Origin of the sequence: Lapidilactobacillus bayanensis (assembly GCF_003946695.1) — a bacterium.
Classification (GTDB): domain Bacteria; phylum Bacillota; class Bacilli; order Lactobacillales; family Lactobacillaceae; genus Lapidilactobacillus; species Lapidilactobacillus bayanensis.
Window position 1 is genome coordinate 1 of record NZ_RHOX01000027.1, and the last position, 25,633, is coordinate 25,633.

20 protein-coding genes are annotated in these 25,633 nt (G+C 41.2%); 10 read left to right on the forward strand and 10 right to left on the reverse strand.

The window, feature by feature from the left end; all coding sequences use genetic code 11:
- Positions 1 to 332: 332 nt before the first annotated feature.
- The gene (locus EKM65_RS09355; protein ID WP_125607851.1) at positions 333 to 1,637 is read right to left on the reverse strand and encodes an APC family permease; all 1,305 of its coding nucleotides are present in this window, start codon (positions 1,635 to 1,637) and stop codon (positions 333 to 335) included.
- A 433-nt stretch (positions 1,638 to 2,070) separates the two neighbouring features.
- On the opposite strand from EKM65_RS09355, the gene EKM65_RS09360 reads away from it, so the two are divergent.
- From EKM65_RS09360 to EKM65_RS09385, 6 genes are all read left to right on the forward strand, one after another.
- A complete protein-coding gene (locus EKM65_RS09360; RefSeq protein ID WP_225420446.1) occupies positions 2,071 to 2,436 on the forward strand; it encodes a YxeA family protein in 366 nt (121 codons plus the stop codon).
- 247 nt (positions 2,437 to 2,683) lie between these two features.
- Positions 2,684 to 2,878: a hypothetical protein gene (locus tag EKM65_RS09365; protein ID WP_125607816.1), complete on the forward strand. Its 195-nt coding sequence runs from the start codon at positions 2,684 to 2,686 to the stop codon at positions 2,876 to 2,878.
- 16 nt (positions 2,879 to 2,894) lie between these two features.
- Positions 2,895 to 3,851, forward strand: a complete 957-nt coding sequence (locus tag EKM65_RS09370) for an SPFH domain-containing protein (protein ID WP_125607818.1) — start codon at positions 2,895 to 2,897, stop codon at positions 3,849 to 3,851.
- Between the two features lie 428 nt (positions 3,852 to 4,279).
- Entirely contained in the window at positions 4,280 to 5,101 is an 822-nt protein-coding gene (locus EKM65_RS09375; RefSeq protein ID WP_125607821.1) for a pentapeptide repeat-containing protein, read from the forward strand.
- A gap of 31 nt (positions 5,102 to 5,132) precedes the next feature.
- Positions 5,133 to 5,702, forward strand: a complete 570-nt coding sequence (locus EKM65_RS09380; RefSeq protein ID WP_125607823.1) for a VanZ family protein — start codon at positions 5,133 to 5,135, stop codon at positions 5,700 to 5,702.
- Positions 5,703 to 6,018: 316 nt separating this feature from the next.
- Positions 6,019 to 6,486 carry a phage tail protein gene (locus EKM65_RS09385; RefSeq protein WP_125607825.1) on the forward strand — a complete coding sequence of 156 codons (468 nt, stop codon included), beginning with the start codon at positions 6,019 to 6,021 and terminating at the stop codon, positions 6,484 to 6,486.
- A 325-nt stretch (positions 6,487 to 6,811) separates the two neighbouring features.
- Here the strand turns inward: EKM65_RS09385 and EKM65_RS09390 are convergent, their stop codons facing one another.
- The 9 genes from EKM65_RS09390 to pcrA form a co-directional block, all read right to left on the reverse strand.
- Positions 6,812 to 8,197: a gluconokinase gene (locus EKM65_RS09390; RefSeq protein ID WP_125607827.1), complete on the reverse strand. Its 1,386-nt coding sequence runs from the start codon at positions 8,195 to 8,197 to the stop codon at positions 6,812 to 6,814.
- Between the two features lie 16 nt (positions 8,198 to 8,213).
- A complete protein-coding gene (gene rlmD / locus EKM65_RS09395; protein ID WP_125607829.1) occupies positions 8,214 to 9,581 on the reverse strand; it encodes a 23S rRNA (uracil(1939)-C(5))-methyltransferase RlmD in 1,368 nt (455 codons plus the stop codon).
- A 314-nt stretch (positions 9,582 to 9,895) separates the two neighbouring features.
- The gene (locus EKM65_RS09400; RefSeq protein ID WP_125607831.1) at positions 9,896 to 10,882 is read right to left on the reverse strand and encodes a diacylglycerol kinase; all 987 of its coding nucleotides are present in this window, start codon (positions 10,880 to 10,882) and stop codon (positions 9,896 to 9,898) included.
- A 187-nt stretch (positions 10,883 to 11,069) separates the two neighbouring features.
- Positions 11,070 to 12,500, reverse strand: coding sequence for an Asp-tRNA(Asn)/Glu-tRNA(Gln) amidotransferase subunit GatB (gene gatB, locus EKM65_RS09405; protein WP_125607833.1), 1,431 nt, complete (start codon positions 12,498 to 12,500; stop codon positions 11,070 to 11,072).
- A complete protein-coding gene (gene gatA, locus EKM65_RS09410) occupies positions 12,500 to 13,969 on the reverse strand; it encodes an Asp-tRNA(Asn)/Glu-tRNA(Gln) amidotransferase subunit GatA (RefSeq protein ID WP_125607835.1) in 1,470 nt (489 codons plus the stop codon). The genes gatB and gatA overlap by 1 nt, the downstream gene beginning before the upstream one ends.
- Positions 13,966 to 14,271 (reverse strand): Asp-tRNA(Asn)/Glu-tRNA(Gln) amidotransferase subunit GatC, encoded by a 306-nt coding sequence (gene gatC, locus EKM65_RS09415; protein WP_191987320.1) that lies wholly within the window; start codon positions 14,269 to 14,271, stop codon positions 13,966 to 13,968. Before gatC ends, gatA begins: the two co-directional genes overlap by 4 nt.
- An 88-nt stretch (positions 14,272 to 14,359) precedes the next feature.
- Entirely contained in the window at positions 14,360 to 15,511 is a 1,152-nt protein-coding gene (locus EKM65_RS09420; RefSeq protein ID WP_125607853.1) for a CamS family sex pheromone protein, read from the reverse strand.
- Positions 15,512 to 15,516: 5 nt separating this feature from the next.
- A complete protein-coding gene (gene ligA, locus EKM65_RS09425) occupies positions 15,517 to 17,556 on the reverse strand; it encodes an NAD-dependent DNA ligase LigA (RefSeq protein ID WP_125607839.1) in 2,040 nt (679 codons plus the stop codon).
- A gap of 529 nt (positions 17,557 to 18,085) precedes the next feature.
- Complete coding sequence (pcrA, locus tag EKM65_RS09430) at positions 18,086 to 20,344, reverse strand: DNA helicase PcrA (RefSeq protein WP_125607841.1); 2,259 nt, start codon at positions 20,342 to 20,344, stop codon at positions 18,086 to 18,088.
- A 1,066-nt stretch (positions 20,345 to 21,410) separates the two neighbouring features.
- Here pcrA and opp3b point away from each other — a divergent pair.
- From opp3b to EKM65_RS09450, 4 genes are read left to right on the forward strand one after another with little or no spacing between them, the layout of a single operon-like run.
- The gene (gene opp3b / locus EKM65_RS09435; RefSeq protein ID WP_125607843.1) at positions 21,411 to 22,346 is read left to right on the forward strand and encodes an oligopeptide ABC transporter permease; all 936 of its coding nucleotides are present in this window, start codon (positions 21,411 to 21,413) and stop codon (positions 22,344 to 22,346) included.
- Entirely contained in the window at positions 22,346 to 23,374 is a 1,029-nt protein-coding gene (locus EKM65_RS09440; RefSeq protein WP_125607845.1) for an ABC transporter permease, read from the forward strand. Before opp3b ends, EKM65_RS09440 begins: the two co-directional genes overlap by 1 nt.
- Before the next feature lie 39 nt (positions 23,375 to 23,413).
- Positions 23,414 to 24,508 (forward strand): ABC transporter ATP-binding protein, encoded by a 1,095-nt coding sequence (locus EKM65_RS09445; RefSeq protein WP_125607847.1) that lies wholly within the window; start codon positions 23,414 to 23,416, stop codon positions 24,506 to 24,508.
- Positions 24,501 to 25,454 carry an ABC transporter ATP-binding protein gene (locus EKM65_RS09450; RefSeq protein ID WP_125607849.1) on the forward strand — a complete coding sequence of 318 codons (954 nt, stop codon included), beginning with the start codon at positions 24,501 to 24,503 and terminating at the stop codon, positions 25,452 to 25,454. Before EKM65_RS09445 ends, EKM65_RS09450 begins: the two co-directional genes overlap by 8 nt.
- Positions 25,455 to 25,633 lie beyond the last annotated feature (179 nt).

Here is a 25,633-nt window from a genome sequence, read left to right on the forward strand (position 1 = left end):
ACTAACGGTTCCGACTACTACGGCCCGCAACGGACTTTCACCGTCTAGTTGATGCCCATGCCGGGCGCACTGAAATTGTCGTTAGCAATTTATTGCTTACGACAAGGCCGAGCTTTAAGACAATCGTAGATTGGCTTAAAGTCGAGCCCACAACATTCCACCAGCATATTTTCTGGAGGTACGAAGAACTGTAACATAACAGTTCTGGGATTCGCTGCTCTCAATAAAAATCGCATTCAAAACAAATTGGTTTTTATTTAGCTCAATACAAGCCCACGATATTCCGCAGGTACGAAGAACCACTAACATAACAGTTCTAGGCCCGCCATTCGTCACTCGTTTTGCTCACGATGATGGCGCTGCTGCCAATAATAACAAGGAATGCCTAGCAGCGTCATCGTGATTCCTAACGCGGCCAAATTGAACTGCGTGAATAAAGTTGAAATCACAATAAAAGCACCACCAATTATAGCAATCAGGGGAATCCAGGGATAACCTAGAACTCGATAAGGGCGCGGCAGCAGCGGATATTTCCGACGCAAGATGAACACCGCGCCAAAAATCATCGTATTGAAAATCCACATGACAAAGACCAGCATATCAGTTAAAAAATCAAAGTTACCCATAAAAATCATGACGGTAGCAACAATTAATTGGACAAGACTAGCTAATAAAGGCACCTTGGTATGCCGCGTTGTTTTACGAAACTGATGGGCAAAAGGAATGGTATTGTTGACGCCCATTGCGTAAGCAACCCGCATCCCAGTCATGGTGTAGCCATTAATTGCACCATAGACAGAAACTAAGATGCCAACCGTTACTAATCGGCCGCCAAAAGTTCCCAGAATTATCTTAGCACTATCAGCAGCTGCAGTAGCATTACCAGCTAATTGACCAATCGGTAAGGCTTTTAAAAAGGCTAAATTGATCAAAATATAAACAAGTGTCGTTAAACCTAATCCCCCAATAATTGCGATTGGTAAATGTTTACGGGGATTTCTCATCTCACCAGCCATGTTCCCCACACTGATCCACCCATCATAGGCAAACATTGCTGCTAATAAGCCACCATTTAAAGCCGTTAACCAACTACTGTGACCACCTGGTTGAACTGGCCACATTTGCAAATGCTGTGCTTGCGGATTTAAGAGACCAAAAATAATAATGATCAAAATGGGAATTAATTTAATAATCAAAGTTAAATTTTGGACGAGACTACCTAATCGTGCGCCTAAGAGATTGAGACCCGTTAAAGAGAACGCCGTAATTAGTGCGACGGGAATCACTAATCCTGTTGACCAGCCCAGTAAACTAATGAGTTGTGTTGCAAAAACAATGCTCAACGCCGCAATATTAGCAGGATAATAAATCAATACTTGCGCCCAACCTAGTAGAAATGATGGTAGTTTGCCATAAGCAATTTCAATATAGTTAACGGCACCACCAGCTTCAGGAATAGCGGTGGCAATTTCAGCCAAACACAATCCCCCGGCAATGGTTAAAAAGCCGGCTAATAACCAAATGAGTAATAATAAACTTGGTGACATCGTCGATGAAGCCAGTGTGGCGGTTTTAAAAAAAATACCACCACCAATAACTGTCCCCATAACAGTTGTCAGTGCGGAAGTTAGTCCCATTGATCGCTGAAGCTGTTCTCGCTGCGCCAAATTATCGGTCTCCTATTCGCTCAAAATTCAATTTGTATGGTACTTGTTTTTCTAATGGTACCTATTTTACAGCGCTCACCGGTAACAAAATAGTCCTTTGCAAAAACTTATCATTAATCTATAGAAGTTTGCAATGCCCACTTTGAAGCATTATAGCCCACAAGTTTTCTGACACCTCGAGAAAATTCACTGGTGAAATGAAAACAACATCAATCACGTTAAGCACAACTTCCTACCACGTTCTAGCAATCAGTTTTTTCTTCATAACCTTTGTACTACCTCAATTTCCGGTCACTCGTCCTAACTTATGACAATTTTGTAAGGCAACTGTTACTAATTTCAATGGTTACTTAAACGACGCCTTGTTATGATTAAGGAAACGTAAAGGGAGCGCACTTAATTGATGAAGAATTTATTAACAGGTGTTGTCGTCGTTTTTGGCTTAATTCTGGGCGCGTGGTTCGCTATAGAACAAGTCTTTCGCGGTGGTGACACTTACTATACACAAATTACAACTAATGGCGAGCGGCGCCAATTTAAAGACGATGCTGGCAATGCAGTTGTTGATTACTATTACAAGTTACCCGGATTTGATGCCAGTGGTCGCAAAATTAAACTCGGATTTTATGGCAGCAAGCCACGGCCACTGAAACGTAATGCCTATTTAAAAGTGATCTATCATCATGGTGACGTCCGTTCTTGGGAACAGCTTAGTGAGTCCGACGTCCCAGAAAAAGCCTTAAGTCAGTTAAAAATGAAGCAGCCTTGAGCCCTTAATTTAACTCTGATTTGTACTCTAGAAAACTAGGGTATTTTTTGTATAGTGAAATTTCATCTTGAACGGTTATTAAGTGCTAGTATTAATTTTTTAGGCTGTTTATCCTCGCTATTTCAGTCTTCTATTCAAAAATAGTTAATATCTAAAAATTAATAATCAAAAAATATTATTCATTTTCTGGACAAATCAGGCTGATAGTAGCGTATAATAAAAGCCAGTTAGATCGTGAGGTGAAACAATGCTAGATGATCGGTTGATTGGCATGACTTTTATTAACACCAGTGAATTTAACACGGGCACAATTGAGAAATATGGTGTTTATTATCATTATGTGATTGACGGACCGGCGCAAGTGGGCGATACCTTAGAGATCGTTGGTGCAACGCCACTAGGATTGGTTGCTCGCCGTCACGAATCACGATTGACCTATTGAAAGGGGTTAGGATAATATGTTTGGGAATATTGCACTGATTGTTATTATTGTTATTGTAGCAGCATTTCTACTTTGGATTCTCTTCTCATCAATTGCCATTATTCATACTGGTGAAGTGGGTATTGTTGAGCGCTTGGGCGTTTACGTTAAGACGATGGAACCTGGTTTCCATATTGTTCTACCGATTATTTACCGGATCACTGAAGTTGTTAATATGAAGCAGATTCCGATGCGGGTAGCTGAACAAGAAGTAATTACCAAGGATAACGTTGTGGTTAAGATTTCTGAAACACTGAAATATCACATTACCGATGTCAACGCCTATGTTTACAAAAACAAAGACTCTGTCACCAGCATGGTGCAAGACACTCGTGCTGCATTACGGGGCATTATTGGTAACATGGACCTTAATGACGTTTTAAATGGCACCGAGACGATTAATCGTTCACTATTCGAGCAGTTAAGTGAAGTTACTGCTGGCTATGGCTTAAACGTTGATCGTGCAAACATCGATTCCGTTGAAGTTGATCATGACATTCAAGAATCAATGAATAAGTTGCTGCGTGCTTCCCGTGAAAAAGAAGCCAACATCATGCAGGCTGAAGGTTTTAAACAAGCTGCCATTGCCAAAGCAGAAGGTGGTAAACAATCTGCTATTTTGGAAGCTGAAGGTAATAAGCAGACTCAAATTCTTGAAGCTGAAGGTCGCGCTCAAAGTCAACGTCTCCTTTACGAAGCAATTCGTGATCAAATCAACTCCGTTAACGAAGCCCTGGTTCATAATACCGATGCTTACTTACAATATAAGAACTTAGAAGCCATGGAAAAAGTTGCTGAAGGCAAGAACAACACAATCGTAATGCCAACCGCCGCTTTAGACAGCCTCGGTAAAATTCCAGCCATCAAACAACTTTGGGACCAACCCAAAGCAGCTCCTGACATTAAAAGCAACCCCGCACCTAAAAAGTTGTAATTAATTTAGATCAGAGTGCGGAGAAGCGCGGGTAGTTAGTGAGGATTAAGTTCAAACCAGTTAAAATCTTTGCTGTTTAAGATTTAAACTGGTTTAACTTAACCGGAACTAACTGCGCTTCGCAGCACGTTTCAAATCAGAGTGCGGAGAACAACGAATTGACGGTCTTAATTTAAACGGGAAGATCATTGCGTGTTAACGCAAGGAGATTCACGCTTAAAATCACTGCCGCCAGTTGCTTTGAGCACGTTTCAAATCAGAGTGCGGAGAACAACGAATTGACTGTCTTAATTTAAACGTGAAGATCGCTGCGTGCCAACGCAGAGAGATTCACGCTTAAATTATGCGCAGTCAGTTGTTCGCAGCACGTTTCAAATCAGAGTGCGAAAGCCAACGAGTTGGGTGTTTGTATTTAAACGGGAAGATCATTGCGTGTCAACGCAAGGAGATTCACGCTTAAATACACGACACCCAGTTGGCTTGAGCACGTTTCAAATCAGAATGCTCAAAGCAACTGGTTAAGCATAGCAATCAGTTGCTTTGAGCACATTTCAAAATATCAAAACGGACCCAGGATTTTTTGTCCTAGGTCCATTTCTTTGGAGAAAATAATGAGTTTACCAAAATTAGATCAAGAACATCTAGTAAAAGCCCGGTTCGGCGATATCAACAATAATGAAGATCAGCTATTACAAGCTGTTCACTTACAAAGCGAAACCATCACTAACCTCGATTTGACGCACCCTATCTTCGAGAACTGTTTAGTGGAACACGTTACTTTTAGCGACTGTGACTTAAATAAATTTGAAGCCACCAACACGATTTTTAAAAATTGCGACTTTTCCAACTGTCAACTGGATCAAGCCAGTTTGTACGAAGTTGCTTTTGAAAATTGTAAGCTTGTTGGCACGGTTCTTGACAACTCTTACTTCAACGAAGTCAGCTTCACTACTTGTTTGATGGACTTGGTTGCCCTGAATAAATGCCAAATTAAAACGGCGCAATTCGTTGAAAGTCGCTTAGTAGATGCCAGCATGAACGATACTAAAATTAAAAAGATTACCTTCGAGCACTGCCAATTAAATCGACTCAGCCTAATGTTTACAAAATTAAAAGATATCGACGTAAGCAATTGCCAGTTTCAGCGCTTGGATGTCGATGGATCACAATTGCGCGGACTGATTGTTAATCCCGAGCAGGCGGCACAATTAGCTCAACTTTACTTCGGCCTTAGGTTAAAAATTAACTGATCCCGACAATCCAACCGCCAAGGAGATTACCATGCTTAATTTTTCTAATCATTATCAACCAATGTTGCTGATCAACGCGGCTGTTGTGGCGCCAATTTTCTTATTAATCTTTGCCGGAATCGTCTTAACAAAAAAACAGAAGAACTGGCTGAACCTATTAACTTGGGCGTTATTGCTAATCTATTTATATTTACTTTTTGATGTGACTATTTTCCCCATCAACTGGATTTTCGCTAATAGTACGCTATTAAAAAATGGGTTCGGTCAACAACAAGTTATGACAAACTTCAACTTACTGGAAATATTCTCCTACAGAAGTAGCCAAGTCTGGGGTAACTTACTCTTGTTAATGCCGTTCACCTTTCTCATTGCCCTGCTTAACGCTAAGTTTGCCAACTTCAAGGCAGCTTTGATTATTGCCTTTGGTACAAGTTCCATAATTGAACTAAGTCAGCTGATCATGAATTACTTTTATTTAGGTAACCGCATCTTTGATCTGAATGATTTAATTTTAAATACATTGGGCGGTTTAATTGGTTATTGCCTGTTGCGAATCGTTTTCAATCTATTCCCACGACTACCTACAGCTATTAGAAAGTAAAATACGTCAGCAACAAGATAATCAGTGGCGTCGTAAATAAAATTAACACAAGAATTTTTTGATCCCTATTTCTAATCATGACAGACAGATGTCACCTTTGCGTATTATACTGTATTTTGTAATCAATCAGAAAAAGTATTTCAAATGATGACATTGGTACTGAGCACATTATGGGGCCAGACTCACATTAGATTTAGTACAGCTCGACCGACCGTGGCAGTTACTATCAATTGTGTGTCAATCGTGTTAGAATTTGATAATATTTCAGTAGTTTACAACAGCTAGACTAACTAAATACGAGACGAGGAAAATTAACATGAGTTATCAAGTAGATTTTAAAACAGTCAGTACGATCGGTTTAGAAACTTCACCAGTTGCAACTGCTTTTGCTGGTTTAAGGGCAAATGAAGCACGTTATTTTTGGAATAAATATAAAATACCTTTTATTACTGAGTCCGCCTCAGAACGGCCAGACTTGGTAACACGCGTCAGCACCATTCTCCAAGAACGAAACTTGGTGTTACCTTACAAGCCACTAGAAGTAGCAGATCTTACGATTGATGGCGTTCGCTGGACTTATGTCTTTTACGAAAACGGACTTGCAATCAATATTTTGTATAGCTTAGCTGATGATGGTAAACGTGCTGTCGGTTTTAAACTTACTGACGGAATGGCAGTTCCATCTGAATTTGAAGGGAAATTCAAATTTGCCCATCAAAAATCAAAGCTGGCCGGAATCATCCGTGGTTCATTCTTTGTGATTAAAGGAAAGTATGACAACTAAAACGTGCCCTTTTAACATCAATTTGAATTTTTTAACTAAATAACTTTTTAAGCAGATCAACTCGCGACATTTTCTAACCCTTGCTCAATTAATTCTCGTCGACTTAATTGTGGCATCAGACTAGGAAATGTCTTTTTTTTGCGAAAAAAAAGCACAAAAGTTGAATTGAGTTGATTGATTAAAACTGTCGTTCTGTTTGACCAATGTACTAGTCAATTAGAACGACAACTTTAAAGCACTCAAAATTATCCTTTTGCGCCACGATAACATCAAAGAGTTAGAACTGGCATTCTTATTTCAATTTCCAAAAATCAGCGAATTATTTTTACTCGAAATAGTCTTGATAGATCTGTTGATAGCGTTGGTGTGTTTGCACATCAAATTTAATCGCTGTGAGCCTTGTTGTGGTGCGTAATTGTTGACCAGTAATTAAGATATAGAGACCGGCAATCGGTTCGTTGGCTGCAGACAACCAACAATCTAAGCCTAAAATATCAGCGGTCAATTGTTGTAATACTGGCGAATGAAACACCCCACCACTAATCGAAATCTGCGCTTGAACACCGACTAAATCTGTCAGCTGATGAATATTCAACAGCATACCCTCAATAACACTACGTATTAAATCGGCACGGGTGTGATCAGCCCTAATATTTTGGAAACTGGCTTTTTTATCTGCATCCCAATATGGCGCTCGCTCGCCGTTGAGAAACGGCATAAATCGTACCCCATTGGCACCCACTGATGATGCGCGTAAAATTGCTGGCAACTCGGCATGAAATTCAGTCGCATCCTGTGCAAATTGTTGACTAGCCCAAGCAATCACATTACCGCCATTATTTGAAGGTGCACCAATAATATAGTGATCAGGTTGCAAATAATAACAAAAATTCTGACGAGCCGGGTCCAACTCAATTTTGGCAGAGACTTTACGAACTGCCGCACTCGTCCCAATCGTCAAACTATTAGCAATCCCGGTGGTTTTAAAACCAGCCAATGCCGCCAAGCAACCGTCACTGGCACCGGCCACAACCGTAACATCTTGCGCGAGATTTAATTCTGTGGCAAGTTCCGGTACAATCGCAAATTCTGCAGTCGTCGCGACTAACTCGGCCAGTGCCTGCTCGTCAATTCCTAAATCTGTTAGAATCTCTTGATCCCATTGCAAAGAATGAATATTGAGCAAGCCAGTTGCTGAAGCGGTCGCCAGATCAATTCGTGCGACACCAGTAAATGTCTGTAAAACTAACTCCTTAATTCCATACCACTTTGTCGCGATTGAATATTGGTCTTGATCTTTAAAATGTTTAATTTTCGCAAATGGTGACATGGGATGAATCGGCGTGCCGGTTTTCAAATAAACTTCTTGAGCTTGCGTTGTTTGTTGATAAGCAGCGATTGTTTGTTGTGCTTGTGTATCAGACCAAATATAAATCCGATCGTTTACCTGTCCAGGCACAATTGGTCGGCAACTATGCATCGGCGCACTAAAACTTAACAATTTGATTGCCGCGCGTAAATTAGCCGGAATCTTTTGAATACCTAGTTTGATTTGTGTTAACAATTCCCGTGCAGATTGATATTTAGCCCCGTGATCACCATAAAAAGTTTGAATAGGCAATGCTTGCTGATAAATAAACTCACCAGCAGCAATAACACCAAATTTAATCGCAGTTGTTCCGATATCGATCCCTAAAAATAAATCTTCCATGCTGTCTTCCTTCAGATTAAGCCAATGTTAAGGCAGTGACACTTTCAATGTGATTGCTCATTGGGAACATATCAACAGGTTGGGTAGTTGTACCCGTGTAACCACCATCAATTAATAAGCGCAAATCACGAGCCAATGTTGCCGGGTTACAAGAAATATAAACCAACTTCTTAGGCTTAGCTTTTAACACGGCCTCAATAAATTCTGGTTGCAAACCTTTGCGTGGTGGATCCACAATCAAAACATCCATTGGTTGGTCTTTTTCAACCCACTCAGGCAAAATTTCCTCAGCTTTACCAACAGTGAAGTCAATATTATTGACGTTATTTAATTGTGCATTGATTTTTGCATCGGCAATCGCTTCTGGAACGATTTCAATTTCACGTACTTGTTTAACGTGATCCGCGATTGAAATCCCAATTGTACCAATACCTGAGTAAGCATCGACAACAACTTCATCAGCCTGTAAATCAGCCAATTCAATTGCCGTCTTGTATAAGTTTTCGGTTTGCTGTGAATTGACCTGATAGAATGACTGTGCCGAAATCCGAAATTTTTTACCCAGCAGCTCATCTTCAATATATGATTCACCATAAACCGGACGTTCTTGCGCACCAAGAATGACATTCGTTACTTTAGGATTGTAGTTAACAATAATACTGGTCACTTCTGGTAACTCGCTAATCTGAGCAATCACGGTCTGTTCTTGTGGTAAACGCCGTTGCCGACTAACTAAGACCACCATTTGTTGACCAGTCTTGCGTGCGCGTCGCACCATAATATGACGAATGACACCTGAATTATGTTCTTCATTATAGGCGGGAACATGTAACTCTCGCAAAATATCGCGTACAGCTTCAACCGTCGCATCAATCTTTGGATCTTGAATCATGAAATCGGTCATTGGCACAAGTTTATGTGAGTGTTGGCGATAAAAACCAGTTTGCAACCAGCCTTCAACTTGACGCACCGGAATCTGAGCCTTGTTTCGATAATGTGTGGGTTCTGGTGCTGCAAGCGTTGGTTTAACTTCAAGCGCCAACTTATCCTTTTGGAAAAGCGCCTTAATTTGTTCTTGCTTAAATTTTAATTGTGCTGGGTAAGATAAGTGTGCTAAAGGTGCAATCCCAGTCTGTAGATAAACTGAATTTTCTTGACTAACTCGATCTGGACTTGTTGTCACGAATTCTAATAAACGACCAAACGCATAATTTTTGTTGGACTTGGTCACGACATATTTAATTTCTTCGCCAGGCAAAGCGTTCGCAATAAAAATTGGATAATGCTCGTTAACCTTGACCACACCCATAGCTTGATAAGTTAAATCCATGACTGTTCCTGTTAACACGTCATTCTTCTTAACTGGTGCATTCGTTTTTGCCATAATAACTCCTTTTATTTTACTGGTTCACTTCTAGTTACGAATAGATGCTGAAACGTTGTGGGCGTCGCTAATTAAAAAAGTGAGAACTAAAACTGCTAGGTTGCACTTCTTCACACTTTCATACCGGTCGTTTATGGAACATGGTGCGTTGTCGTGGCGGCGAAAGAATACTTAGCGCAGATGAATTCGTGGAATACGATTTTGAGTTTAGAACCACAACGCAATATTTCATAACAATTATAACTTTCTCATTCTACCACCGTTACCTAAAAAATATGGACTTTGACAAACAATTGTCCCAGTCCATAATTACGTTACTGCAAATCACGATCTTCAACGTGATCATTTTCTTTTTCATCAAGATCTTCTGGTGCGCTCAGTGCCCTATTAGGAATCTCGTCCACATTGGCGAACATTTCAATATGCTGGCGTAAATTAACAAAAGTTATTGGCGCATCGCCACCATATTCGCCATCCAAATTAATCTTCATTTGTTGACCATGCTTAGCTTTGGCCACAACTTTGCGTGTCTTCGTGTAAATTATATTAGGATCATTAACATGACGCCCGCCGTTAAGGACCATGCCCATTAGCTTAATAATCTCAACTGGATTGCTAGATTTAACGACGATTAAAGCAAAGTTGCCGTCATCTAATGAAGCGTCAGGAGCAATTTGTTCAAAACCACCGATTGAATTGGTCAGGCCGAGTAAAAACATCGAAGCCTTGCCGTCATACTCGCCATCATCAAACTGAATATGCATATCAATAGGTTTAATCCGTGGCAACATTTCCGCACCTTTAACCACATAAGCCAAATAACCTAAGACCGACTTAAAATCAGAAGGTACATCATAAGTAAGTTCAGTTAAAAAGCCACCACCAGCAATATTCATGAAATATTTGTCATTGGCTTGACCAATATCCATCTTGACTGTTTGACCTTTGAGAATCACTTTTGCGGCAGCAAGGACGTCATCACGAGGGATTTTCAACGCCCGCGCATAATCGTTCGTTGTTCCAGCCGGAATAACACCCATTTTAGGCCGATGTTTCAACGGCGCAATACCGTTAACAACTTCATTAATGGTGCCATCGCCGCCAGCGGCAACAATCAAATCGAAGCCATCCTTAGCAGCTCGGCGTGCTTCTTTAGCAGCCGAAAACTCTTCGGCCGTGGTTTGGAACGCACTAGCCTCATAGCCAGCTCGCTCCAAAATATTTAAAATATCTCCAACATTGCGCAACATGGTTTCATGTCCAGAAGTCGGATTATAAATTAGTCGAGCACGCATTCTCATTGACGTTGCCGCCTTTCACTTAACGGAGCCGGACCAAAAACCTCGGCTTCATTTATTTTATGTTTTGAAACGTGCTCAAGCCAACTGGGTGTCGTGCATTTAAGCGTGAATCTCCTTGCGTTGGCACGCAATGATCTTCCCGTTTAAATACAAACACCCAACCCGTTGGCTTTCGCACTCTGTTTCCTTATCTTTTATTCAGTTCCGCCATTAGGATTTGGTTAACGACTTTAGGGTTGGCTTGGCCGTGTGTTTGTTTCATGATTTGACCGACTAAATACCCAACCGCGCGGTCTTTACCGTTCTTAAAATCAATAATTGATTGTTCGTTTGCATCCAAAATGCCGGTAATGATTGGGGTTAGAACTTCAGGATTTGATTCTTGAATTAAACCTTTTTGTTCAACCCAAGCTTTTGGTTCGCTACCATTTTTAATGGTTTCTTGGAAGACTTTCTTAGCAATTTTGGAAGAGATCGTCCCGTCTTGAATTAACTTAATCATGGTTGACAGGTTAATCGGGGTTAATTTAGTCTCCAATAAGTCTAGCTTATTAGCGTTTAAATAGCCACTAACTTCCCCCATTAACCAGTTTGAAGCCTGCTTTGCATCCGCGCCATCAGCAATCGTTGCTTCGAAGAAATCAGACATTTCCTTCGTCTGTGTCAAAACACCAGCATCATATTCAGGAATTCCTAGTTCGTTAATATAACGTGTGCGACGTTTGTCAGGCATTTCTGGAATTTCTGACTTGATCTGGTCAACCCATTCATCCTCAATTTCAAAAGCAGGCAAATCGGGTTCAGGGAAATAACGATAATCATCTTTACCTTCTTTAACCCGCATTAGAATTGTTTCACCAGAAGCTTCGTCAAAACGACGCGTTTCTGGTCGAACAACGCCACCCGCCATCACGACTTGGGCTTGGCGTTTCTCTTCATAGGCTAGGCCTAAACGAACGTGGTTAAAAGAGTTCAAGTTCTTTAATTCAGCTTTTTGACCAAGCTTGTCAGAACCAATTGGGCTAATTGAAATGTTGGTATCAACACGCATTGAGCCCTCTTCCATCTTGACATCGGAAGCTCCGGTAAACTGAATAATTTTACGCAATTGCTCCAAATAAGCATAGGCTTCATCCGGTGATGCAATATCTGGTTTGGAAACAATTTCGATCAACGGCGTGCCTTGCCGATTTAAATCGACATAAGAATAACCGTCGTCCCCGTGGGTATTTTTACCGGCATCTTCCTCAACATGCATTTCTTCGATTCCGATTTTCTTCTTAACATCATTAACTTCAATTTCAATCCAGCCGTTAGTTGCTAAGGGTTCTTCAGCTTGCGTAATCTGATAAGCTTTAGGATTATCTGGATAGAAATAATTCTTACGATCAAAGTGAGTGTACTTGGTAACGTCAGCATGTAACGCCAGCGCGACCATCAAGCCCAAACGATAGGCTTCACGGTTAACGGTTGGCAAGACACCGGGAAAACCAAAATCGATCACATTCGTACTGGTGTTGGGCTCAGCACCATACGTCACAGGTGATGGACTAAACATTTTTGTTTTTGTTTTTAATTCAACGTGGACTTCTAGACCAATTGTTGTTTCAAAATTCATTACCGCACACCTCCTTTAAAGCTTGGCTCAACTTCATAGTATTTCGTTGCGGCTTCAAATGCAGCAGCAGCTTTAAAAATCGTCCCTTCATCGAAGCGCTTAGCAATTAACTGCATTCCGACTGGCAGACCTTGACTATCAAAGCCCGCTGGAACAGAAGCTGATGGGACACCCGCCATATTGGCAGAAATCGTCAAAACATCTTTGTAATAAAGTTTCAACGGATCAGAAACAATCGTCCCAATCTTAAAGGCGGTGTCTGGTGAAGTTGGTCCGATAATTAAATCGTGATCGGCCAACACTCGCTCAAAATCTTGTTTAATTAATGTTCGAACTTTGGCAGCTTTATTGAAGTAAGCATCATAATAACCAGCTGACAAAGCAAATGTTCCTAACATAATCCGCCGTTTAACTTCAGGACCGAAGCCTTCGGAACGACTCTTAACATAAACATCTTCCAAATTCTTGACATCTTCAGCCCGATAGCCATAACGAATACCATCAAAACGTTGGAGATTTGAGGAAGCTTCACTAGAAGCCAAGACATAATAAGCAGGAACGCCATAACGGGTATAAGGTAATTGGACGTGATCAATCACTGCACCTAAATCTGTTAAGACCTTCAAGCCTTTTTCGACTTGAACTTTAACTTCTTCATCGATACCTTCACCGAAGAATTCATCCGGAACCGCAACACGCAAGCCTTTAATATCTTGACCAATGAATTGTGTAAAGTCAGGAACAGCTTGTTTAGAACTGGTACTGTCTTTGATATCGTGACCAGCCATTGCTGATAAAATATAAGCAGAATCTTTAACGCGTTTAGTCATCACACCAATTTGGTCAAAACTTGAACCAAAGGCGATCAACCCCCAACGTGAAACACGACCATAAGTTGGCTTAATGCCGAAAATGCCGTTATAAGCAGAAGGTTGCCGAATTGAACCACCGGTATCACTACCTAAGGCAGCAAGAACTTCACCGGCAGCAACTGCCGCAGCAGAACCACCTGACGAACCACCAGGCACTCGATCAAGATCCCAAGGATTATGAGTCGGTTGGAAATAAGACGATTCAGTTGATGAACCCATGGCAAACTCATCCATGTTAGTCTTACCAAGATTGATCATACCAGCTTGGCTTAACTTTTCGACAACGGTGGCATCATAAACCGGTTGAAAGTTACTGAGAATTTTACTACCAGCAGTCGTTAATAAATTCTTCGTGACAATATTGTCTTTATAAGCAATCGGGATTCCCGCTAATTTATCTGCGTCGCTAATCCCCTTTTCGTCCAAGGTAACGGCGTCTGCTAATGCTTGTTGGTCATTGACTGTGATAAAGGCATTCAGCTCAGGATCGCGTTTTTCGATGGTATCCAGTGATTCTTCAACTAAGTCAGCGGCTTTAATGTCACCCGCGACTAATTCTTGATGTAAGGTTTCAAGATCTTTCTTTAAGTTGCTCACGCGTCCGTTTCCCCCTTGTCGATAATTGATGGCACTTTAATTAAACCATCTTTTGTTTCTGGCACATTACTTAACAAGTCGTCACGCGTGATGCCATCATCAACCGGTACATCTTCGCGAAAGACATTAATTTCATCGGTAATATGAGTCGTTGGTTTAACACCTTCCGTTTCAACTTGAGATAATTCATCTTCCATTGAGATAATCTGATCTAATTGTGTGGTGAATTTATCAACTTCGTCTTGACTAAGTGACAAGCGTGCCAAATTAGCAACATGTTCTACATCATTTTTGGATATCATCAGCTAAACCCCTTTATTGGCAAATTTGATTATTAATCTTGTCTAATACTTCGTTATTCATTCTATCATTTCAAACCGCAGTTAAAAACTAGTAGCTGCCAAATACATGCGTATAAAATGTCTTCTCACCACTATCTCGATTCAAAAAGGCCTGCATCCCTTCAACCGAAGAAATTGTGATCTCAATTGGCACATCTGCTGGCAAATATTGAGTAGCGGCTGTATCCGTGTATTGTGTGAAGCTTCGGATTTCATTCTCACCGAAGAATTGGGTCGTGATTTTAATATTCATTCCTGCTAATTTATTGTTCTGATAACGAACTTGCGCTGTTACACCGCTTAAATTGGGGAAGAACGATTGAACTTTACTTTTGAAGTTATTAAATGAGTCACTGTCACCATCGTTAATTGCTTTTTCATCGTTAACAACGGGCAGTACACCGTTTTTATCAGAGACTGAATTCCATTGATCAATCGTCGTCCCTGATTTGCTAACCGCAGTCGCAAAATAAGTACCACCAACTAAACTATCATCTTCAGCTTGCTCATATAAACCAAAAACAATCGTGACATTGGCTAAGGCTTTTTTCTGTCGTAAGCGGCTGAGAATCTTTTCGGCCATTGACTTAGCCTGTTGTTCGCGTGCTGTTTCGGAGATGGTTGTCTTATAAACAGCACCGTATTTCTCCTTGCGATAGTTATCGACCTTGTTCATACCTAAACCGATTGCAACACCACTCAGCTCATAAGTATTGCCTTTATGCACTAAGTAATCTTGTTCCAAAATATCTTGTAAATAAATGGGGTTCCGCGTTGTGGGATCAGTTTTGCCATTATCAACAGGATTCAACCCATCCGGATTAGATTTAGATTGTCGTGCCAACCAGCTATTAGCCGTGGTTCGTGAAATATGTTGTCCTTCTTGAAAGGCATATTTTTTTGGTGAAAATTCACTCTTACTTAACGTCGTCAAGCCACTTTCAAAACTATCAATATTAAAAGTATTAGCGTTTTGATCAGTTAACAAACCACGTGCAGCACTAACTTTGTACTTACCGTTACTTAACAACGCACTGTATTGCGTACCATCCGTTGCCCCTGTAATTTGGTAACTAGAAGATTTACTGGTGCTATTACTGCCAGTAGTATTATTCGTTAATCCGGAATTTTGCAAATTACCGCAACCAGCTAGTAGTGCAATTGTTGCAATCATGATTAAACTTAATCGAATCTTTTTAATGTGGTTCATTCTTTCACCTCATTAAGGTATTGCGTTGCTTGTGTTTCGTTAATAATTGTAACATCTAGGTTCTGAGCCTTGGTTAATTTACTACCGGCAGCTTCACCGGCAATTAATAAATCCGTCTTTTTTGAAACCGAGCCGGTTACTTTCGCTCCTAATTCAGTCAAACGTGCCGTTAATTCATCACGAGTAAAACGATTGAGTTTGCCGGTAATGACAATGGTTTTATCTTGGAAATAATTGGGTTGAACTGGTGTTGATGTTGCTGGTCCTAAATAGTCGAAATTCACATTAACGGCTTGTAATTCCTTTATTAATTGTTGTACTTGTTCGTTAGCAAAATAAGTTTGTAGGCTATCAACAATCGTTGGACCAATTGTTTTAATCGTACCGATTTCGTCAGCACCAGCAGCCATTAAAGCAGGTAATGAGCGGAAATGTTCCAGTAATAATCGTGCTGCCTTGGCCCCAACATTACGAATACCCAAACCAAATAATAAACGCTCCGCCGAGTTACCTTTAGAATTTTCAATCGCATTTAATAAATTATGAATTGATTTCTCTTGGAATTTATCTAAATCAGCTAAATCCGCCGCCGTCAATTGATATAGATCAGCCACATCTTTGACTAAATGACGATCATATAATTGTGCGATAATCTTCGGCCCTAAGCCATCAATATTCATCGCATTTCGGGACGCAAAATGCGTTAGTCCTTCTTTAACTTGCGCCGGGCACATTGGATTAACACACCGTAGTGCTACCTCATCTTCCAAATGAATTAATTTGGCACCGCAAGACGGACAAGTAGTTGGAATTTCATATGGTTGACTATTCGCAGGTCGCTTAGTTAGCACAACTTCAGAAACCTCTGGAATAATATCGCCAGCCTTATGAATTTTGACCGTGTCATTAATCCGCACACCTTTAGTCATTAAGAAATCAGGGTTGTGTAAGGTTGCTCTGGCAACTGTCGTCCCCGCTAATTGAACAGGATCCATTACGGCAGTCGGCGTCACCACACCGGTTCGGCCAATTGTCCATTCAATATCATGAACAATGGTTTCTGCTTCTTCTGGCGGGAATTTATAAGCAATTTCCCAACGCGGCACTTTAACCGTGTTGCCCAGCGCTAACTGTGCTGCTAAATCGTTAACTTTTAAAACCACACCATCAATGCCATAAGGCAAATTATCACGACGACTCTGGTAACGTTCAATAAAAGCTTGTACAGTAGCGGCATCGGTCGCAACAATGGATTCAGGATTAGTGTGGAACCCCCACTTTTCCAACTGTGCTAGAGCTTCACGCTGTGTATGGACATTATAATTGGCAGCATTAACAATCGTATACATAAACGTATCTAAATTTCGTTGCGCCGTAATTTTGACATCAAGCTGGCGTAGACTTCCTGCAGCGGCATTACGCGGATTGGCAAATGTCGGCTGACCATCACGATCACGTTGTTCGTTTAACTTAGCAAAGGATTCCTTAGGCATGTAACATTCGCCGCGAACTTCCAAATCAATTGATTCTGATAGTTGTTGCGGAATTGCTTTAATCGTTTTGAGATTGGCGGTAACATCTTCACCAACATTACCATCACCGCGAGTCGAGCCTTCAACGAATTTACCTTTTTCATAACGCAATGAGATCGCTAAACCGTCAATTTTTAATTCCACACTATATTCACTAGGCTGATTAGTTGCTGCAACAATACGTTGATTGAATTGCGCTAACTCTTCGAGTGAAAAAACATCGCCCATGGAAAGCATCGGGATTTCATGGGTAACCTTCGTGAAGTCTGATAAAACGGCCCCGCCAACATTTTGTGTCGGCGAATCTGCCGTTATTAAATCAGGAAACGCCTGCTCTAAGTCTTGGAGATCCCGATATTGTTCGTCATAAACAGCATCTTCAACTACTGGCGCATCAGCGGTGTAATAAGCCGTCGCATATTCTTTTAGTTTTACACGCAAGCTGGCAATTTTAATAGCAGCTTCTGCGTGGGAAAATTCAGCAATTGCTTTTTCTAATGCCATAATAGCTCCTTTAACTCGTCAACTAGAACCTGGGGGAAACGCTACTTTGCGGTTTGAAACGTGCTACGAACAACTGACTGTACATAATTTAAGCGTGAATCTCACTGCGTTAACACGCAATGATCTTCCCGTTTAAATTAAGACAGTCAACTCGTTGTTCTTCGCACTCTGGTTTGAAACGTGCTACGAACAACTGATGGCAAGTAATTTAAGTGTAAATCTTGCTGCATTAACATGCATCAATCTTTCCACTTAAATTAATGCCATCAACCCGTTGTTCTTCGCACTCTGGTTTGAAATGTGCTGCGAAAGTCTGACAACTCCGCTTAAGCCAGCAATGAATAAGTTCAAAAAATGAACTTTTTCATTGCTTTCTTAATGCTCATTGTCAACCCGACTTTCTCTGCACTCTGATCTGAAACGTGCTCAAGCCAACTGGGTGTCGTGTATTTAAGCGTGAATCTCACTGCGTTGTCACGCAGCAATCTTCCCGTTTAAATACAAACACCCAACCGTTGGCTTTCGCACTCTAATTCTTTTCGACTTTTTTAATTGGTGCAAAAGCGGCCATTAAATGTTTAACACCGATATCTGGAAAGGCGATGGTTAATTCAATGTCAGCACCATTTGCTTCAACTTGGACAACTGTTCCTTGGCCCCACTTGCGGTGTTCAACTTTATCGCCGGCTTGCCAAGCTAATTTCTCAGCGCCAACCGAACCGCTGGCTTTTTTAGCGGCCTTAGTTTCACGATAAGTACTAGCTTGCGCGCGAACTTGATATTGATGTTCCCGCGAACTGCCGCTACCGCGATCAAACGGATATGAACCAGCATTAGTAGCTGACTCTGTCTCCAAAACTTCTGGATCAACTTCACCAATAAACCGTGAAGGTGGATTACTTTGAGTTCGACCGTATAACATCCGGCTATAGGCATTCGTTAAATAAAGTTGTTTCTCAGCTCTAGTAATCCCGACATAAGCTAACCGTCGTTCTTCTTCTAAGGCGTCATCTTCCATCAATGCGCGTGATAACGGGAAGATCCCTTCCTCCATTCCAACCAGAAAGACCACAGGGAATTCCAAACCTTTAGCTGCATGCAACGTCATTAGTGTAACCTGCTTAATGTCTTCTTCTAGATCATCTTGATCCGAAACTAACGCTAAACCGGCGATAAAGTCGGTTAGCATATCGCTTTCGTCATCTTCAGGTTCATAAGTATCGTCGAATTGCTTGGTAACTGTCAAGAATTCACTCAAGTTTTCTAAACGCGTATCGGCTTCAATCGTCTTTTGAATTTCAAATTGATGTTTGTAGCCACTACGGTCCAACAGCGCCTCGGTTAATTCGGTTATTGATAAAGTCGTTCGTTGTTCGCGGAGGTCAAAAATCATTTTAGCAAAGTCTAACATCGCCGTCCGTGGTTTAGTTGCCAACGCCGAAAGATCAGCATTTTTAGCAGCTTCTAAAAGCGACCAATCGTGTTCATCCGCAAAAGCTTGTAACTTAGCAATTGTACCAGCACCCATACCGCGCTTTGGCTCATTAATGATTCGATTAAAACTCATCGAGTCCGCAGGGTTAGCCACTAACCGTAAGTAGGCTAAAATATCTTTGATTTCTTTGCGATCATAGAATTTATGACCACCAAGAATTTTATACGGAATATTTTGTTGGACTAAACGCGACTCCAACGAACGAGATTGCGCGTTGGTTCGATAGAGAATAGCATAGTCTCCGTAGTTAAAATCACCCGCTTGAACCCCTTCGGCAATTTTAGCAGCAACAAAATCGGCCTCGTCAGTTTCGCTTTGAGCTCGATAATAAACAACTTTTTTGCCATCAGGATTATCAGTCCACAACGCTTTGGGCTTACGATAATTATTGTTGTTGATGACGGCATTAGCGGCGTCTAAAATATTCTTGGTGGAACGGTAATTCTGTTCCAACATGATCATTTTGGCATGCGGATAATCTTTTTCAAAATTCATAATGTTACTCATGTTCGCACCACGCCAACCATAAATACTCTGATCGGCATCACCGACCACGCAAACATTGCGATACCCAGCACCTAACAGCCGCACCAATTGATATTGTGCTTCGTTAGTATCCTGATATTCATCAACATGAACGTAACGGAACTTACGTTGATAAAAGGCTAATGTTTCGTCACTCGTATGAAATAACCGAATCGTCTGCATAATCAAGTCATCGAAATCAAAGGCCTGATCGCGCTCTAGTTCCCGCTGATACAAGCGATAAACTTGGGCAACAATTTTTTCAAAACCAGGTGCAGAAGCGAATTCAGTTTCATATTGTTCAGGTGTTTTTAAATCATTTTTAGCGTTACTAATTTGCGCTAAAATACCCTTAGGATCATATTTTTTAGGATCTAAATTTAATTGTTTTAAAATCCGTTTAACCAACGTTAATTGTTCAGCAGGATCAGCAATCGTAAATGTTTTGGCATAGCCAATTTTCTCGGCTTCCCGACGTAAAATTCGCACACAAAGGGCATGAAAAGTCGATACCCAAATATCATTAGCACCCTCGCCAAGCAAGTTGCTAATTCGTTCGCGCATTTCTTTGGCCGCCTTATTCGTAAACGTGATTGCCAAAATTTGCCAAGGCAAAACGTTCTTCTCTTCAATCAGATAAGCAACACGATGAGTCAGTACCCGCGTCTTACCAGAACCCGCGCCCGCCATAATCAACAGCGGCCCCTCTGTCGTTAGCACTGCCTCTTTTTGTTTATCATTAAGCCCGTTTAATAAATCAGCTGCCATGTTGCCATCCTTTCAAAACATCACTATTCTAAAAATCTATTATACCAAATAACCACACCTACATCTAAAACAAACCAAAACTTAGCAGAAAATTATCAGAGTGCTCAAGACAACGGGTTGGCGGTATGAATTTAAACGGGAAGATCAATGCATGCTAATGCAGTGAGATTCACGCTTAAATTCACTACCGCCAGTTGCCTTGAGCACGTTTCAATCAGAGTGCGGAGAATAACGGGTTGCTTATATAAATAGTGGTTCTTCGTGCCTGCGGGAAATACGCTGGTGGAACGCTGCGAGCTTGGTTTGAGCCGAATAAAGCCCAATTCGTCTCAAACTCAAGCTTTGTTGTAAGTGGTAAACCACTAACAACAATTCCGCGGCTGACCGCGATTTTCCTCCGGCACTAACTAATGTGCGTTAGTACGACTTACCTACAAGTTTGTACTTCTAAAACTTCGGGGCGATTCAACCACACATCAATTCAGCGCTTGCGCAAAGGTTGCCATCTTGTTAGCTTAGTGGCGGCAAAGAAATACCGCTCAGTAGTGACATTAATGTTAGCAATTTATTGCTTACATTAAGGCTCGCATTTGAGACGATTTGAACTTTAATCGGCTCAAATCGATGCCCACTACGTTCCAGCGACTAGTATTTATTTGCCGACACGGTATCCACCACATTTCATACGTAACCTTTGCGTAAGCGCGATGAACCGTAAAATAACAGTTCTAGTCGCCACTATTTTGGTTGCAACGCCACCACGTTCCAGCGAAAGTATTTATTTTCCCTCACGGTACCGCGCTAGACTCCATATGCAACCTTTGCGCAAGCATGAAGAACCACAAAATAATAGTTTTAGTTTCCACTACCTTAGATCAGTGACGACAACAAATAGTAGTCAATTATTGTGATTATTTTGTATCCAGATCATTCCGCCAATGATTTTTCTCAAAATAGATGACAGGTTCTTTTACAAAAGCAACAGGAACAGGTAAAATTTAACTTTAGTGAGATTAAGTAAGTAACTTTTTGTTTTGGTCGTACCAAAACTATGGGAGTGTCAATCATGGGAAAGTATATTCTTAAGAGAATTGGCTATATGATTTTGACTTTATTCATTATCGCGACTGCCACCTTCTTTTTAATGAAATTAATGCCGGGGTCGCCATACGCCAATCAAGCCAAAATGACAACTGAGCAAATCAAAATTATGGATCAGCAATATGGTTTAAACAAACCGATTGTGCAACAATATTGGATTTATATGATCGGTTTATTGCACGGTGATTTTGGTACGTCGTTTCAATTTAATAATCAACCCGTTTCTTATTTAATTGCTAGCCGCATTGGGCCTTCGATGCAAATCGGTTTACAAGCCATTATTTTAGGTACTGGTTTAGGTATTTTATTGGGTGCCATTGCTGCCATTCGTAAAAACACTTGGGTAGACACGGTCGCAACCTTCTTTGCAATTATCGGTCGTTCCATTCCTAATTTCGTCTTCGCAGTTATTTTGCAATTCTTCCTTGCCTTTAAATTGGGACTATTCCCAATTGCATTGTGGGATGGCTTCTCATCAAGCATTTTGCCAACAATCGCTTTAGCCATGGCACCCTTAGCCACCACAGCACGTTTCATGCGGACGGAAATGGTCGACGTTTTAAATTCAGATTACATCGAACTTGCTCGTGCTAAAGGCAATTCGCCTTGGCAAACTGTGGCTAAACATGCATTACGAAATTCTTTAATCCCAGTTGTCACCATTATTGGACCAATGGCCGTCGATTTAATGGTCGGTTCGATGGTCGTTGAGAATATTTTCTCCATTCCTGGTATCGGTGAACAATTCGTTAAATCAATTACCACTAATGACTATCCCACGATTATGGGTTTAACCATTCTTTACTCCACAATGCTAGTGGTGGTCATCTTAATTGTTGATATTCTTTACGGTTTAATCGATCCTCGGATCAGACTTAGCGGAAGTGAGGCGCAGAACTAATGACAGATCATTCTGGAAAAATTCAAATTAAGCCAGCAAGTTTTAAACCCGTCGCCGCGGCTAATGTTGACGAACAAGAAAAGATTAGCGCGCCTTCTTTAACTTTTGTGCAGGATGCTTTACGTCGTTTACGGAAGAATCGTGCTGCGACTGTTTCGCTTTGGCTATTATTGATCATTATTATGATTTCTGTAGTTTCCATTTGGTGGACGCCAAGTAATCCTAACGCCCAAAACGTCGCCTATGCTAACTTGCCACCAAAAATTGGCCAAGGGATACCCGGTTTTTCCGGTCAAGCTAATGTTGGTGGCCGAATTGTTGATAAGTACGCCCAAGCCAAAGTTCCTAAGGGTACTTATTTCATTCTAGGTACTGATTATTTGGGTCGCGATTTATTCTCACGGCTTATGAAAGGTGTCGCATTATCCCTACTCATTGGCATGTTGGCCACTTTATTTGATTTAGTAATTGGTGTACCCTACGGTTTAATCTCCGGTTGGCATGGTGGTCGGACCGACACAATTATGCAACGAATTATTGAGATTATTTCATCAATTCCTAATTTAGTCATCGTTATTTTGATGTTGCTGTTGTTCACGCCCGGGCTAGGTTCGATTGTCATGGCGATGGGCTTGACCGGTTGGATCACCATGGCTCGTTTAGTGCGTGCCGAAACACTCACGCTAAAATCGCAAGAATATGTTCTAGCCGCACGCACATTAGGCGAATCCCCGATCAAAATTGCGATTAAACATTTAATTCCGAACTTATCCTCAACTATTATTATTCAAACGATGTTTTCAATTCCAACGGCAATTTTCTTTGAAGCTTTCTTAAGTTTCATCGGTATTGGTATCCCAGCACCGAACGCTTCGTTAGGAACGTTACTGGCTGACGGTCAAAAGACATTCCGGTTTTTACCGTATCAAATGTGGTATCCTGCCGCCGTCATCAGTATTATCATGATTGCTTTCAACTTATTAGCTGATGGGTTACGCGATGCTTTTGATCCCAAGACTCAAGAATAATAACTTGAAAAACAGGATCAGCTGAAAAAGGAGTACGTTATGGAACGAATTCTCGATGTTCAACATCTCAAAGTTAATTTTGCGACTTTTGCCGGCCAAGTCCAGGCTATTCGCGATGTTAGCTTTCACTTAAATAAAGGTGAAACTTTAGCCATTGTTGGTGAATCCGGATCAGGAAAATCCGTTACTGTTCGCAGCATTATGGGGCTATTAGCCAACAATGCGCATATTGATGACGGTATCATTAATTTTAAAAACCAAGATATTTTAAAAATGACACCTCATGAAATTGAAAACTTACGTGGCAACGATATCTCAATGATTTTTCAAGATCCGATGACCTCGTTAGATCCGACTATGCCGATTGGTAAACAAGTTGCTGAACCGTTATTAATTCATGGCAAGGCCACTAAGAAAGCTGCGCTAAAACGTGCCGAAGAAGTATTGGAATTGGTAGGGATTACTAACGCTAAAAATCGGCTGAAAGACTACCCTCATCAATTTTCTGGTGGGCAACGGCAACGGATTGTGATTGCCATGGCGATTGTCAATGACCCAGAAATTCTGATTGCCGACGAACCGACAACCGCGTTAGATGTCACGATTCAGGCTCAAATTATTGATCTGATGAAAGAATTACAGCACAAGATTGACACGTCAATTATTTTCATCACCCATGATTTAGGAGTCGTCGCAGGAATTGCTGATCGCGTCGCCGTGATGTATGCCGGCAAAATCGTCGAATTTGGTACCGTAGACGAGATTTTCTATGACCCTAGGCATCCTTACACCTGGGGACTGTTAAATTCAATGCCGACGCTTAAAACAGACGCAGAACGACTGTATGCGATCCCGGGGACACCACCCAATTTATTAAATCCACCTATAGGCGATGCTTTTGCACCACGTAACCCTTATGCGATGGCCGTTGATTATGAGGCAATGCCACCTTTCTTCAAGGTGACCGCAACGCATTACGCTGCTACATGGTTATTGCATCCTGACGCGCCAAAAGTCACACCGCCAACAGCAATTCAACAACGTAAAGCCGAATATCGCGCTTTATTAGCCGAACAACAAGATCAGCACAACACAACCATTGACGAAAAGATTGGAGATGATCTTGATGACTGATGGAACAACACCAACACCGCGCAAAAAACTAATTGAAGTCAAACATCTCAAACAATATTTCAATGCTGGCAAAACTAACGAGGTCAAAGCGATCGACGATATTAGTTTTGACATCTATGAAGGCGAAACATTTGGCCTTGTCGGTGAATCCGGCTCTGGTAAAAGCACGACCGGTCGCAGTATTATTCGTCTTTACAATCCTACTAGTGGACAAATTCTTTTTCACGGTCAAGATATTAGTCAGATCAAGCACCGCGACATGCTTGAATTCCGGCGTGAGATGCAAATGATCTTTCAGGATCCCTATGCGTCATTAGATCCGCGTATGAAGGTTAAAGATATTATTGCTGAGGGATTAGATGTTCATCATCTTGTCAACAACGACCAAGAACGCGCTGCCCGGGTTAATGAATTACTCGATTTAGTTGGCTTAAGTCACGATCACGCTACTCGTTATCCTCATGAATTTTCCGGCGGCCAACGACAACGCATTGGCATCGCACGCGCTTTAGCAGTTGAACCCAAATTTATCATCGCCGACGAACCAATCTCCGCATTGGATGTTTCCATTCAGGCTCAAGTTGTCAACCTACTACGTGACATTCAAAAGCGCCGCAATTTAACTTATTTATTTATCGCCCACGATCTGTCGATGGTTAAATATATTAGCGATCGAATCGCCGTTATGCATAACGGTAAATTAATGGAAGTTGCTACGGCTGACGAAGTTTACAATCATCCGCTACATCCCTACACGAAAAGTTTACTCTCAGCTGTCCCCTTACCAGATCCAGTTTATGAACGCTCGCGCCACCGTACTGATTACGACGACACAATTGAATTCGATGGCAAATCTCGCACCTTACAAGAGATTATTCCCGGACATTTCGTACTCGCAACTGATGACGAAGTTGCGTCGTATCGTGATATTGCCAAGAATAATTAGAGCAACGAAAATATCTTGTGTTAATGTATTAATAAAAATAAACCCCGGATTTACAATTCAAGTGCAACACCAAATAACTATACCAAAAGTATACAAATAGGTCATGGAGACCTACACTTAAAGTGACTAAACTCAAGAAAGGACAACTCCATGACCCAACATAAGAATACCACCATTAA